This is a genomic window from Spirosoma fluminis (assembly GCF_054778895.1).
The window spans coordinates 538,874-553,170 of record NZ_BAAGZD010000004.1; the positions used below are offsets into that span (position 1 = coordinate 538,874).

General features: G+C 51.1%; 11 protein-coding genes. 3 read left to right on the forward strand and 8 right to left on the reverse strand.

Annotation, left to right across the window (positions count from 1 at the left end; genetic code table 11):
• Positions 1-10 precede the first annotated feature (10 nt).
• The 5 genes from coaBC to ACYVBJ_RS07815 all read right to left on the reverse strand — a co-directional run bounded on the left by coaBC (position 11) and on the right by ACYVBJ_RS07815 (position 5,413).
• On the reverse strand, positions 11-1,291 hold the full coding sequence (gene coaBC, locus ACYVBJ_RS07795; protein ID WP_460981732.1) for a bifunctional phosphopantothenoylcysteine decarboxylase/phosphopantothenate--cysteine ligase CoaBC: 1,281 nt from the start codon (positions 1,289-1,291) through the stop codon (positions 11-13).
• A gap of 120 nt (positions 1,292-1,411) precedes the next feature.
• A complete protein-coding gene (locus ACYVBJ_RS07800) occupies positions 1,412-1,726 on the reverse strand; it encodes a DNA-directed RNA polymerase subunit omega (protein WP_460978629.1) in 315 nt (104 codons plus the stop codon).
• A gap of 76 nt (positions 1,727-1,802) precedes the next feature.
• Positions 1,803-2,708: an outer membrane protein assembly factor BamD gene (locus ACYVBJ_RS07805; protein ID WP_460981733.1), complete on the reverse strand. Its 906-nt coding sequence runs from the start codon at positions 2,706-2,708 to the stop codon at positions 1,803-1,805.
• A gap of 120 nt (positions 2,709-2,828) precedes the next feature.
• The gene (locus tag ACYVBJ_RS07810; protein WP_460981734.1) at positions 2,829-3,485 is read right to left on the reverse strand and encodes a T9SS type A sorting domain-containing protein; all 657 of its coding nucleotides are present in this window, start codon (positions 3,483-3,485) and stop codon (positions 2,829-2,831) included.
• A gap of 95 nt (positions 3,486-3,580) precedes the next feature.
• Complete coding sequence (locus ACYVBJ_RS07815) at positions 3,581-5,413, reverse strand: OstA-like protein (protein WP_460981735.1); 1,833 nt, start codon at positions 5,411-5,413, stop codon at positions 3,581-3,583.
• A 75-nt stretch (positions 5,414-5,488) separates the two neighbouring features.
• Between ACYVBJ_RS07815 and tilS the strand changes: the two genes are divergently transcribed.
• Both tilS and ACYVBJ_RS07825 read left to right on the forward strand, forming a co-directional pair.
• The gene (tilS, locus tag ACYVBJ_RS07820; RefSeq protein ID WP_460981736.1) at positions 5,489-6,787 is read left to right on the forward strand and encodes a tRNA lysidine(34) synthetase TilS; all 1,299 of its coding nucleotides are present in this window, start codon (positions 5,489-5,491) and stop codon (positions 6,785-6,787) included.
• A 158-nt stretch (positions 6,788-6,945) separates the two neighbouring features.
• Positions 6,946-9,225 carry an OmpA family protein gene (locus ACYVBJ_RS07825; protein WP_460981737.1) on the forward strand — a complete coding sequence of 760 codons (2,280 nt, stop codon included), beginning with the start codon at positions 6,946-6,948 and terminating at the stop codon, positions 9,223-9,225.
• Positions 9,226-9,281: 56 nt separating this feature from the next.
• On the opposite strand, the gene ACYVBJ_RS07830 is transcribed toward ACYVBJ_RS07825, so the two are convergent.
• From ACYVBJ_RS07830 to ACYVBJ_RS07840, 3 genes are all read right to left on the reverse strand, one after another.
• Complete coding sequence (locus ACYVBJ_RS07830; RefSeq protein WP_460981738.1) at positions 9,282-10,814, reverse strand: malate:quinone oxidoreductase; 1,533 nt, start codon at positions 10,812-10,814, stop codon at positions 9,282-9,284.
• A 109-nt stretch (positions 10,815-10,923) separates the two neighbouring features.
• On the reverse strand, positions 10,924-11,682 hold the full coding sequence (locus ACYVBJ_RS07835; RefSeq protein ID WP_460981739.1) for a Mut7-C RNAse domain-containing protein: 759 nt from the start codon (positions 11,680-11,682) through the stop codon (positions 10,924-10,926).
• A gap of 48 nt (positions 11,683-11,730) precedes the next feature.
• On the reverse strand, positions 11,731-13,452 hold the full coding sequence (locus ACYVBJ_RS07840; protein WP_460981740.1) for a DUF6909 family protein: 1,722 nt from the start codon (positions 13,450-13,452) through the stop codon (positions 11,731-11,733).
• A 232-nt stretch (positions 13,453-13,684) separates the two neighbouring features.
• Between ACYVBJ_RS07840 and ACYVBJ_RS07845 the strand changes: the two genes are divergently transcribed.
• Positions 13,685-14,296, forward strand: a complete 612-nt coding sequence (locus ACYVBJ_RS07845) for a hypothetical protein (protein ID WP_460981741.1) — start codon at positions 13,685-13,687, stop codon at positions 14,294-14,296.
• The last annotated feature ends 1 nt before the right edge of the window (position 14,297 follow it).

The window sequence follows — 14,297 nt, forward strand, 5'->3', positions numbered from 1 at the left end:
TATATCGACTTCAGCTTTTTAGTTTGGTTGAGACCAGACTTACCAAATCCTGGGCGACCTCGTCTTTCGATTTCAGCGCAAATTCGTGGGTTTGTTCGTCTTTGTCAATAACGGTTATTTTATTGGTATCGTGTCCAAAACCGGCTCCGGCATCACGTAATGAATTGAGCACAATCCAGTCTAAATTCTTGGCGCGTAACTTCTTCTTGGCGTTTTCAATTTCATTATCGGTTTCCAGGGCAAATCCCATCAATAGCTGGTCAGGGCGCTTCTGCTGACCAAGGGTAGCCGCAATATCGACGGTTTTAGTCAGTTCCAGGGAAAATTCCGCTTCTTTCTTTTTAATCTTCCGGTCGGCGGGATGGGCAGGTGTGTAGTCGGCCACGGCTGCACTCAGGATCATTACGTCTGCCTGCCCGAAAACTGCTTTCGTGGCCTCGAACATATCCTGAGCCGAACGCACATTGATGCGCTTTATGCCAGCGTGAGGCACTGTCAGTGCAGTCGGACCGCTGACGAGCGTTACGTCGGCACCAGCCTGCGCAAAGGCATTGGCAATAGCGTAGCCCATTTTACCGCTCGAATGGTTGCTGATATACCGCACCGGATCAATCGGTTCCTGAGTTGGGCCAGCCGTAACCAGTACGCGTTTGCCCATCAAAGGTAGGGGAGAAGCAGACGTAGTAGCGGGAGAGTCAGCCTTTAGCTTATCCTCCTGTATGCCTGCCTCCTTCGTTCCCTCACCGTTTGCCCAGTACGTTTCCAGCGTCTGCACAATCGTTTCAGGTTCGGCTAACCGACCCTCACCAATCAGACCGCTCGCCAGTTCGCCATGTTCGGCCTGAATGATGATGTTGCCAAACGAAGCTAATCGGTGTAAATTTTCTCGAGTGGTCGGATGGCGGTACATGTCCAGATCCATAGCCGGTGCAAAAAAGACCGGGCATTTAGCCGACAAATAAACCGCAGACAGCAGATCGTCGCAGAAACCATGAGCGCAGCGGGCCAGTGTATGCGCTGAAGCCGGCGCGATAACAAACGCATCGGCCCATAAACCCAGTTCAACGTGGTTGTTCCAGCTACCCGTGCTGTCTTTAATGAACGATGAAAGAGCAGGATGTTTAGAAAGCGTCGCCAGCGTTAGCGGAGTAATGAACTCCTGCGCCGATTCCGTCATAATAATTTGAACCTCAGCACCCGCTTTTACCAGTAAGCGGGTCAGCAGCGCAGATTTGTAGGCTGAAATACTGCCCGTTACGCCCAAAAGAATTCGTTTGCCGGATAAAGTCATCAATCAGGAGAGATTAAAACTGACGAAAAGTGGTCATGTAGACACCACCTGATTCAGGTAAACAGAAAAACCGCACGGCAAACATACCGTGCGGTCAAATCGCATCAACGTAACGCTAGCTTACTGCTGAGCGTCTTCGTCGTTATAACGCCAATACACCTTGCCTTCCAGAAACTCATCCGTTGCGATAGAGGTCGGCTTCGGCATCCGCTCGTAGAATTTCGAGATCTCGATCTGTTCGCGGTTTTCGAATACTTCTTCAAGGTTATCGACCGCCGAAACGAACTCCGACAACTTGTTGCTGAGCTCTTCTTTATTTTTGGTAGCAATCTGGCGAGCGCGTTTCGAGATAATTGCTACTGATTCGTACAGATTTCCAGTTTGTACTGCAATCTTGTCGTTATCGCGGGTAATGATCGATTGATTCGTTGCCATGTATTGAGAGTCAATTTATGATTTGTATCCACGGTAGCAAGTAAAGAGTTGCTACCCGTAATTTGTCTTGCTAAACTTAATTGGCGGCCGTTACCTTCGCCGGGCGATTGGCATCAGGAGCCTTCAATTTCTGCTTTTCCAGTTCGCGTTCCTGTTCCAGCTTTGTCAGCCGCTCCAGTTCTTTCTGGCTGGTTTCGTACATTTTTTCCGACAGCTTTACGTATTTGCTGTTCGGATATTTGTCGACAAAGGTCTGGTAATAATTGATCGCTTCCTGATAACGTTCCTTCTGCTTCGTTTCCAGGCTGTTCTGCGCCAGACTAAATTCGGCGTCAACTTTCAGATAGGCGAGTTCTTCGTTGTATTCAGAATCCGGAAACTCTTTCTGGAAGTTGTTGATCGCAATAACCGATGATTTGTAGGAAGCGATGTTGAAACCGCTCGTTTTGTAATACAGCTTGGCTTTTTCGTAGGCTTTCCGCTCCAGTTTTTTCCGAAGGTCAAGAATTAATTTCGTGGCTTCGGTATTGTATTTGCTATCGGGGTAGGCGTTGATAAAATCCTGTAAAGCCGAGGTCGCCGTTAACGTATTTGACTGATCAAGGTTAAACGCTGGTGTGTCCTTGTACAACGAATAAGCGTACATATACATCGATTCCTGCGCGTAGTCCGACCGGGCAAACGTTTCGTAAAACTTCTTGAACAACGTAGCGGCCAGCAAATACTGCTGCTGGTGATACTGCGTGTAAGCGTAATAGAACTGAGCCATCTCCGACTCCGTGCTTCCTTTCAGAACCGGAATCAGCTCTTCAAACAGCAGACCCGCCCGGTACCAATCGCCTTTTTTATAGTACTCGACAGCCCCTTTGTATTTTTCGTCATCGGTACCACTTTTCTGCAATTTCGAGAACGGACTGCACGAACCAAGTATTACCACGACCCAAGCTCCCAACAGAAACTTACTGATATGACGTTGTTGCATAAGTGGCAAAGATACAAAAAAAATAGAGGCTACACCGTTTTAACGACGATGCAGCCCGGATAGTGCCGTAAACCAAGCTGATTTAGACTTGGTTTTACAATATTTTAACAAATCGCATACTTACTGATGACGAACGAGCAAACGCTTGGTTGCCACTTTTTTACCATCGACCGTAAGCTGGTACAGGTAATAGCCGGTAGCCAGATCGCGGGTGCCGATGCGGAGCTTTCGGTCACTTCGTTCAAGCTCATACTCAGCCACTGGCCCGCCCAGAATATTCAGCAGCGTTAATTTCGCTTCGCCAGCTCCACCGTTGAATTGGTAATCCAGTTCAGCGACATCATCCGCCGGATTTGGGTACGCATTCGACACCCAGATTTTCTCGTTCGAGAACATTCGGTTTTCGCCTTTCCCTTCCTGAACCGCTACAGACCGGGCGTCGCTGGTTGGTGTGGGCGTATTGTCAGTTGTCAGGGAACGAGTGGGAGTTTTAGAGCCCGAAGGAGCTACAAGCAACGCTTTGTAATGTTCGTTGATTGCCGTGTTCTTATTCGTCAGAATTGCCCGGTCGAGGTTGGACAGGGTTGGATTCGGCGCAAGCGAAAACCGATTCGATGGCAGAACCGGGCCAGGCGTTTTCCGGGGCGCTGATGTGCGTCCCAGCTCAAGGCGACTGCCTTTTCGGGCATCCGAATCCCGGAGCGCGACCTGCGCCCGAATCGGGATCGTTGCCGTTAACAGGCCCGTCAGTACACCAATAAGTATAATTTGTTTCATGAAAGTCGTATTCAGGTACACTTGTACTCACCACAAACATATTCATCGAAAAAGACAATGTCAACGGGGTACAGTCTAAAAAATTGTTAAACGGCTCAATTATTACCTCTTGGAACGAGTTTCTTAGCCAAAGGTTTAGTGTTCGGCTTCATTTTAATTGGTTTTTTAGCGGCTGGTTGTTCAGCCGGTGGAATTTCTAACCACAAAACTTGTGCCTTAGTCGGCTTTTCGGGTTCGCGCCACCGAAAACCATCTAGTTGTTCGTTCTCACTAGTAATTTCTTGGGGCGGAATCAGTTGAGCGTCAGGCCGTCCGTAGAAACGAATACGTCCCACTTTATTCTCGAGAAACTCGATGTTCATGCGGCTGCATTCCACGTGATTCAACCCAATCATTCTATTCTGTTCATCAACTGCGTAGTAAATACTCTGCCCGTTTCCTTCCACAATGACCCGCTCCAGTGCGGTTTCCTCCTGAACTGGAGCGCTGGCCGAAACCGGTGCGGTGTTTTGTACCAGTACGCTTTTAGGCGAGGGGTTCGTTGCAACCGTAGAAACGGTTCGGATGATGGGCGAGGCCGTTGAACTGGTGCCGCCGACCCGAGCGGCCGCAGTCGTTTGGGGCGTTATGTCCGCAGGCCTGGTTTTTGTGGTGAAATAAGCCGTAATGGTACGCCCTTTAATCTGATTGAAATTCTTGAGGGTATCAAGCGAAATCACGAACGACCTGCCCTTCAGAAACATCGTATTGATCCGATTATTTTTCAGCAGAGCCCGCATTGAGTCCGCTTCCATCTGGTATTTGTTCTGGCTCCAGACAATCGGCTTCTTGTAAAAATAAATGGTCGAGTCGGCCGTATTGTACAGCAGCGAATCGCACTTGCTTTGCAGGTCAGACTTGTAGACAAACACGTTTTTGTGCGCTAACAACCGGCGGGTGTTCGTCGCTTTGTCATCGAAGGAAAACAACGTATCAGCTCTCAGGAATAAAGTGTCTCTGCTGGCTTCGCTGGCGAGGCTTTTCATGACCGGATGGCCCGTAACCCGTGAAATCCCTGCTTTACCGTTGTAGCGAACGTGGTCCCCGTTGATAATGATCTTGCGGTCTTTAGCCACCATAATCACTTTTCCTTTGGCAATGCCTAACTCTGTTACGTTGTCGTAATACAGGGAGTCGCCCGTGAGCCGGTATGTAGGGGTTTCAACCGTGGCCCGGCGCTGGAAGTTTGAGATGCCCGTTGTCGTATTGTACTGCCCTTCAATGGCCGTCAGCACGCCGTCTTTATTGGTAATACGTGTCGGCCCCTGGAAGGTAGCGATCCGGCTTAAAGAGTTGTACAGCAGCGAATCAGCGGTTAGCGTACCTTTATCGTTGACCAGACGAACATTCTGCCGGAAGGTGAATAATTTTGAACGGGTATCGTAATAGCCTTCGCGGCTGGTCAATACGTTCTCTTTATCGACAATCCGGCCCGGCGTGGGGTAGTGCGCTATTCCGGAAATCATATCGTAATCGAGCTGAGCTGTCGTGAGCGTCATTTTCCGGTCTTTCATAACGACACGGCCGCGTACATTCGCCTGGCGGGTATTGCCATAATACAGCATAGTATCACCCCGAACGCTGATGGTATCGCCCTGAATCATGCGAACGTTCCCGTAGGCTTCAATGACGTTGCTCGTTACGTTCTGGATGGCCAGATCGCAGTACATGAGCACGCCTTTCTGACGAAACCGGACGTTATTATAAATCTTGCGAACCGCCTGACCCGGTATATTCACGATCACTAAGCTGTCGGAGCCGGGCAGCAGCTCCACCTTGTCAGCCGCGGGTGTGGCTGGGCGACCCACCTGCGCCAGGGCGTTGGGGGCAGCTATCAGAAAACTGAGCAGCGTAAAACCAAGAAGAAGGCGAACTGTCAAACGATACATGGTAACAAAACTACGGCATCGAGCCGATACCGGATGCTAGAGCAACATTTTTTAGGATTTATTAACGACAACTGCTTGTTTACGGCAACCGATCGGGTCCTGCTGGCGGTGAGTGGCGGACTCGATTCAGTTGTTATGGCCGAGGTGTTCCAGCGTAGCGGTCGGCCGTTCGCCATAGCGCACGTTAACTTTGGGCTGCGCGGGACGGAGTCAGCGGCTGATGCCATTTTCGTAGAAAACAAGGCAAAGCAGTATGAGGTTCCGTTTCATATAATCGAGGTCGATACCCGCAGGCTGGCTCGTGAGCGTGGTATTTCGATTCAGATGGCCGCCCGCGAATTTCGTTATAACTGGTTTACGCAGCTTCTCCGTGAGCATAACTATGCCTGCGTAGCAACGGCTCACCATCAGAACGACGTACTGGAAACGATGTTGCTAAACCTTACCCGCGGAACGGGTATCGCGGGATTGCGCGGGATTGCGCCCAGGCAAGGCAACGTTGTTCGGCCGTTGCTGATGGCAACCCGTGCTGAGCTGGCTGCCTACGCACAGGCACATGCGCTGACGTACCGGGAAGACAGTTCCAATGCTGATGATAAGTACGCACGCAATCGAATTCGCCACCATGTTGTACCCGTGCTGGAAGCGCTGAATCCGGGATTTTGGGAAACGCTGCCACGGACAATTGAACGGCTGAGGGCTACCGAAACCCTGGTACGTAGTGAACTGGAGCGTTCCTGGACCCAGACGGCCGAACGGCAGGGTAAGCAAATCTGGCTGGCTGCGGATAAGCTGCTGGTCCTGCCGGAAATGACGTTTCGATTGGCGGAATGGCTTAAACCTTTCGGCTTTACAGGTGATCAGGCCCGGCAGATAAGCAATACGTTGGTCAGTGAAGCTGGGCAGGTCGTTCAATCGGCTACTCACCGTATCACGCACGAACGGGGAGGGCTTTTGCTGGCACCTCTGGCTGACATAGATACGGTCGATATTATACTGACTGACTGGCCCACCTCGCCCATGGTACTAGGTGAGCAATACACGCTTCATGTTACGCTCCGTTCGCGAGAGCCTGAATTCATGGTGCCCACCGATCCGCACATTGCTTGCCTGGATGCGGACCAACTTCAGTTTCCGCTGACGATTCGGCCGTGGCGGCAGGGCGATCGGTTCCGACCGTTGGGGATGAAAGGAAGTAAGCTGGTTAGCGACATATTAAACGATCTGAAAGTAAGCCGCTCTGAACGGGAAAAGGCCCTTGTTCTGCTCGCGGACGATCAGGTTGCCTGGGTGGTTGGTCGGCGAATCGGCCACTCTGTTCGCATTACGTCCCAGACAAGCCGGATCGCGCAGTTCATTTTGCAACCTAAGTGATTCGATGTGTCTACTAGATTACAAAAAATTGTACTTTTAAAGGGGCAATTGCGTACACTGTTCCGATCGACGGGATTGGGTGTTCGTTTTTATAACTCTGGCACTCTATTTGATAGATTCCGTTCTGAGCCCATAGTTTCATAAACTTATTATTATCCATGAACCGAATTGTACGGGTCTTGCTACTTGCAGGACTGGCCTTGTGGAGCCTGACTGTTCAGGCGCAAAGTGCGCGGTTGCGAGCGGCCAACAAACAATTTGATAACCTTAGCTACGTCAGTGCTGTGCGGGCGTACGAAGAGTTTCTGCGGACCGATAAGAAAAAGGACCCTACAGAGACTCGCGAAGCCATGATCAAGCTTGGCTATAGCTACCGTAAGCTCCAGGACACCCGGAATGCTGAGCGGGTATATGCCGATCTGGTCAAAGCCTATACGGACCTTGACAGTGAGGTGTACCTGTATTATGCGCAGTCACTGGCTGCCAACAGCAAATACCGGGAGTCGCAGAAGATGTATAGCCAATACGGCGAAAAACAGGCGCAGGACTTACGGGGGCGTCGGTTTACGGTATCCTATATGGATATGAGCCGCTTCTATCAGGATTCCTCGTCCTACCGAATTCATAATCTTCCTATCAACTCACGCCAGGCTGACTTTAGCCCGATGTATTATAAAAACGGGCTGGTATTTGTCTCGGCCCGCGACGAGTCGGGGGCGGTTAAGCGGGTTTTCAACTGGAACCAGACGCCTTTCCTGGATCTGTATTACCACCCCGATACCAATCAGTTACGGGTGCCAGGGGCCCTGCCTCGCCCGGCGAGTGCGGCTGTGCTGGGAGGCAGCAGCGACACAAAAGCTACCGAAGCGGAAGTGGCCGCCGAGAGTCAGCAGCTCACTAAAGCCGAGATTTTCAGCCGGACCCTGAACACAAAATACCATGAGGGACCGATGACTTTTACGCGGGATCAGAACTTTATCATTTTCACCCGGAACAATACCAGCAAGGGAAAAGCTGGTAAAAGCTCGGATGGGATAAAAAAACTGAAATTGTATTCTTCCGTGAACAAAAACGGAAAGTGGAGTGATATTCAGGAGCTACCCTTCAACAGCAACGAATATTCAGTTGGTCACCCGGCTTTTTCGCCCGACAACACCAAACTTTATTTTGCGTCTGACATGCCCGGTGGCTACGGCGGCACGGACATCTACGTCGTTGAATACAGCAACGGGCAGTGGGGAACGCCCGTGAACATGGGTAAGGAAATTAATACGGAGGGGAACGAGATGTTTCCGTTCGCCGATGAAGGTGGAAACCTGTACTTCTCCTCGGATGGACACGAAGGTCTGGGCGGGCTGGATGTGTTCTACGCGGAACTTCGGGATGGAGTTGCCTACAAAGGGGTTAACAATGCAGGCGCTCCAATTAACTCCGAGAAAGACGATTTCGGATTCATTACCGATAAAAGCCGCACGAATGGGTATTTCAGTAGCAACCGAAAAAAAGGCGTAAGCGATGACGACATTTATGCGTTCCGGCGTACATGTAAACAGTTAAATATTTTCGTTTACGACGCGAAAACCAATCAGCCTCTTGAAAATGCAGATGTCCGCATCCTGCGGAACAGCGTCAACCAGGAGCTTAAACTAACCAATCTACAGGGGCGGGCGGATCTCTGCGTTGAGTCGAACACGGAATACGAGTTCAAAGCTATCAAAGAAGGTTTTGCCATGAATAGTGTTCGCTTCTCGACGCTGACCCAGTCGCCCAAGCCGATCCTGAACGTTTCGATCTATCTCGAACGCTCGGAGAATACGATTGTGAAGGGCGTGGTGAAAACTGAAGTCAATCAGTTACCGGCCTCGGGTGTGAAGGTGACGTTACGTAACGACAAGGACAAGTCGGAGCAGACGGTGATTACGGGCCCCGACGGAGGGTACGAGTTCAACACCCGCCCTAATGCTCCTTATACCATTACGGCCCAGAAAGATCGGTACGCTACGAAGAAAGCACAGTACGCGAAGAATAAACGCAATCCTAAGGTTGTCACCGACTCATTGGGGTTATATGGCGTAGGAGATATATTCCAGCTCAAGAACATCTACTATGATCTGAACAAATTCTTTATCCGGGCTGATGCAGCTCGTGAACTCGACCACGTACTGGCAATTTTGAAAGAGTATCCGCAGATGTCGATTGAGCTGCGTTCGCATACGGATGCGCGCGCTACGGATGCCTATAATCTCCGCTTGTCGGAAAACCGGGCCCGTGCAGCTATGGATTATCTGGTATCACGGGGCATTAAGGCCAGTCGGTTAGTGGCTCATGGGTATGGAGAAAGTGAAATTGTAAACGGCTGCGTTGACGGGGTGAACTGTAACGAGAACGAACACCAGCAAAACCGACGAACCGAGTTTAAAATATTGGCAGTGCAATAAAAAGGAGGGCTTAGGCCCTCCTTTTTTAATAATATCGGATCGAAACAGCGTATCGTTTACCGCGTAACGGCCGACATCTGTTCGCCAACGCTCAGGCCAAGAACCTGGCTGGTGTGCTGCCGGGTTTCCTGCAATAGCTGAGGGTCTTTGGCAAGTGAGCGGCCATACGATGGAATCATTTCCTTTAACTTTTGCTGCCAGGCATCCGACGCCATCTCTTCTTTAAAGCATTTGTTGAGCAGGTCGATCATGATCGATACCGCCGTTGATGCGCCCGGTGAGGCTCCCAGTAATGCAGCAATGGTGCCGTCGGCTGAGCTAACGACTTCGGTGCCGAACTCTAACACACCACCCTCTTCTTCATCTTTTTTGATGACCTGTACCCGCTGGCCGGCAATCTCCAGATCCCAGTCGTCCATCTTGGCATTCGGAAAGTACTCCCGCAGAGCAGCTAAGCGATCTTCGGGCGACTGCATCACCTGCTGAATCAGATACCGGGTAAGCGGAATATTGTGCAGACCAGCCATCAGCATCGGAGCCAGGTTGCCCATCTGGATGGACTTGGGCAAGTCGGCATACGACCCGTGCTTCAGGAATTTAGTCGAGAAACCCGCGTAGGGGCCGAAAAGCAACTCCCGGCGACCTTCGATCATGCGGGTATCGAGGTGAGGTACTGACATCGGTGGCGCACCTACCGACGCTTTACCGTATACTTTTGCCTGGTGCTGGTTGATGATGTCGGGGTTCACGCATTTAAGCCACTGACCGCTCACGGGGAAACCGCCGTAGCCACGTGCTTCGGGAATGTCCGATTTTTCCAGCAGACGCAACGAACCACCACCGGCACCGATGAACATAAAGCGGGACCGAACATCGCGGACGTGATTCGTTGTTACGTTTTCTACCCGAATTTTCCAGCCACCCAGTGATTTCGACCGCCATATATCGCGCACCTCATGGGCGAAATAGATGCGAACGCCCGGCATGGCCTGCAGCCGGTAGAACATGCTGCGGGTGAGGGCACCGAAGTTAACGTCCGTGCCCAGGTCCATGCGCGTAGCCGCTACTTTCTGGTTGGGATCACGGGCTTCCATCACCAGAGGCATCCACTGCGCCAGTTGTCCCGGATCTTCCGAGTACTGCATGCCGTGGAAGAGGTGATTCTGCTGGAGAGCCTCGAAGCGCTTGTGCAGATAGTTTACATTGTCTTCACCCCAAACAAAGCTCATGTGCGGAATCGAGCGAATGAAGTTCGGTGCGTCGGACAAAAATCCCTGCTCAACCAGAAACGCCCAGAACTGCTTCGACTGTTCAAACGACTCTGCAATCTTGATCGCTTTTGAGTTATCAATGGAGCCGTCTGGGCGTTCGGGGGTGTAGTTTAACTCGCAGAACGCCGAGTGACCAGTGCCCGCGTTGTTCCAGGCGTCTGAACTTTCGGCAGCAGCCCCGTCGAGCCGTTCGTAAATATCAATGGTGATGTCCGGCTGTAATTCCTTCAGCATCACGCCGAGTGTGGCGCTCATGATGCCTGCCCCGATCAGAATAACGTCGGGTCCTGCCTGTATAGTTTTGTCGTGCTTAGCCATGAAAGTAGCTGGGCAAAAAGTCCCTATGTTTCTACAAATTTGACTGGCTGCTTGTTCCAGAAAAAGCGTTTACGGCCCATAATATGACTTAGGTGAAGTCTTGTATTGGTTAGGTGCTATTGTTGGCTAGTTGATTGCTGACGTTCTCCACGAACAGCCGCATACGCTGGTAGTGCGTTCCTTCCCAGTATATCCGACCACAGTGCTGGCACTGCCAGAATCGGTCCTGTCCTTCCCGAACGTTCGGCGGCAACTGGTCAATAACGATTGCTTTGTCAATGGGTTCAGGCAAGCCATTACAGGCTAAACAGCGCGCAAACGGGCGTATGGCAGCAGCTAAGCCGAAGCGTTGCAGGACTTCGATGAGTTGCTTTTCGGGATTCGTGTTACGTAGGAAGTACCCATACTCAACAATCGTACGCATCAACAAACCCCGATCGCGGGTTAGCAGCACACGAGTTTCCTGATGGGAGATACGGGCTAATTCCTCATCGTCATAATCATTCCGGTAGAGTGTGTCAAAGCCCAGCATACGCAGGTACGTCGCCAGCGTACCCAAATGTACGTCCAGCACAAACCGGTATTCGCTCAGCGGCTCGGGCTGAACGGTGGAGATTACGGTTAGAGGAAGCTGACTAAAGGCCGGGTAAGCGCTGATGACATCCTGCTCCTGAATGAGGTAAGTAAAATCGACCGATTCGTTGTTGGCGAGCAGTAACCCAATCTCTGGATGAGGTACCCCCAACGACTCAATCACATCTTTAACCGACACCCTCGCCCCAAACGTATGCACGAATGCTACGTATCGCCGGTTACGGGCAAGAAAATCATTGAGTGAACCCTGAATCCAAAACGTAGCGGTCGCCATAGTATCAGTAACTGGAAAGGCAGCCACTACGTTTTCGACCTTGTCTGGCTATTCGTGTTTTGGGTTCTGATTGGCAAATATCTTCTCCAGACACTTGACCGTAATCAGGTACGTCGGTTTCACACCTAACGTACCGAGACTGCCGGATGCCAGCGTTCCACCCGTAATCAGGGGATTGTCAGACGCGTAATAGGCGTAGCGTACGTTGACATGGTTGGGAACGCTGTTGCGAATCTCGACATGGGCCTGAATCGCTTTCTGGTAGTGCGCTCCTTCCATTTCCAGACCAACCGCTTTCCACGACGAATTGCGGAAATAGCTGAGGATGTCCTTGTTCTGCAGCGACGTACCCAGGACGGTAATCATAGCGCCTTCGTAGACAGCCAAACCATTGTCCTCGAAATCCGCTTTGCAGAAGTCGTTCACAAAAGGGTAGTTATCGGCGGTGCCTTCAAAAATATGGGCCGTTGGCAGCATCAGGTCGCCTTTGCCGCCCGTCAGGATACCTGCTTTGCCAATGACCGAAATAGAGGCTACCCGCAGCGGGAACGATTCGCCGTTAACTTCATACGGCTTTAACAGTTCGTCCATGGTTTCGAAGGCCTGTTCGCCGAAGGCGTAATCCATTACCAGCAGCAAGGGCTGGTCTTTTCGCATCTGATCGGGATCGTGCGCCAGTTCAGTCGATAATTGAGCAACATCCAGTCGGGCGGTATCGATTAACTGAACCAGCAGATTGGTGCCGCCCGCATCGGCCAGTTCGTGCAGACCGTGCGCTAGGGCGTAGTCAAGTACGCGCTGCCGAAGGTCCTGCTGCGTCGGCTGGCTCAGTTTCAGGGCCAGGTCATAAAGGCTGTCCCAGCTGGTAGTACCTGCCAAAGCCGCTGGCGCGTAAAGGCAGTTCATTACGCTGTGCGGGTTGGCACTGATGATATGCAGAGGCCGCTCCTGGAGATTATTCTCCCAGATATACTGCTTGATGCGGGTTGCCCAGCGTTCGCCGTAGAGGTGCTGACCGATCCGTTCGCGGAGCATGGGCGTAAAATTAATCTCCCGGTCGAGGTGGGTTTCGCGAATTTCGCTGATCGATACGCTGCCCAGATTATAGACGATTTGAAACAGTCCGTTGTTGGTGCCTGCCGTCTCCTCAAAACGGCGGTAAGCGTGTTGGGTTTCTTCGAACGTGCGGCCCAGAATCGAGCTTAAATACGTAAGCGCCAGTTCGCGTTCATCTTCGGTTACGGTACCGCCCGCCTGAATAATAGCCTCCAGCTTCTCCCACTCGCGGGTTTTGCTGCCCCGTTCCTGAAACGCGTTCCGCCGAATCTTGTCGGCTTCCATAAACATAAACGTCAGGTGGGTCAGAATGTCGTAGATTTCGCTACGTCCGTTCGTGACTTCGATCACCATCTGTTCCTGGTCGATGCGGTAACAGTTACGTCGACGTTTCGCGGGAACCAGTACTGGAAAATGGGAATGTTCGAAGCCTTCGCGCGAGGCTAACGTAATGACCCGGCACGCTTCGATGCCCTTCGGCAAACGATCCATTACGTATACCAGACCGTCTAACTCAACACGCTGCGGATCCGTTACGAGACCGTAGATTTCGGGTTGGAGCGTGAGCAGCGCCCGGCGTATTTCTTCGCCCGAAACCCCCGACGGTTTGTAAAATCCCCGGTTAAAGAGGTGGCGCATGGTGATGTATAATCGTTCGATGGCAACGCGTGATTCCTGGGCGCGATTGAGAGGTGGCGATTGTTCGAGACTCATAAAATGACTGGGTATTTGACTGCAAATTACGGCATCTGGCGTTTGTGTCGGGTATTATTCTTTCAGGACCGGTTGGCTTTGCTAGAACGATATGGTTAGGTCGCGCTAATGCCTCTTTTGCTCGTGCATTAAATACAACTCTAGAATATTGGACAAGTTTGTCAACGATTACCACCATTGTATATACCCTTATTTTGTAATTTAGGCCAAGTACGTAATAAGCCGCAACGGTATGAAAAACGTGATTATGGCCCTGATTAGCTTGGGGCTGACGGGATGCTATCCCAAAGACTTTGCGCCGTATGAAAACGCAGAGGCCCTGCACGAGAAGTTTCACGGAAAGTACAGAGCCATTCAATCCGTGAGCAGCGAAGCGCTGGACATTAATCTCGATGGAAGGGAATCAACAGATATGCTGGTTGAGATCCCGGATTTGACCCTGAAGTATAGCAACTACTTAGAACTGCGCATTTATCCGACGGACAAACATCGGGCAAAGCCGGTATTTCTGTTTACACAATGGTGGCCAGAACAACATATCTGGTTGGAAACACCTAATAAGGTATGGGATGGTGAGCCCATTGAGTACGATCCTGAACGGATTGTTAATTACGCTATGCAAGGGGTTGTTCGTTATTTTTCGTTCTCCTCTGATCTTAAACGAATCGACGTAGTGCCCAATACGAAGGAAGATCTGTTTCGTTGGGTGTATCCGGAATCCGTTACGGTTGATCCAGATAGCAACACGATTCAGGTTGTGAACAGACGTCGGCTCTACACCCGCGCTGGCGTGAAAGACGTTGTGATAACGACTACCTATGCGCGTTTTACCATCATTACTTAAT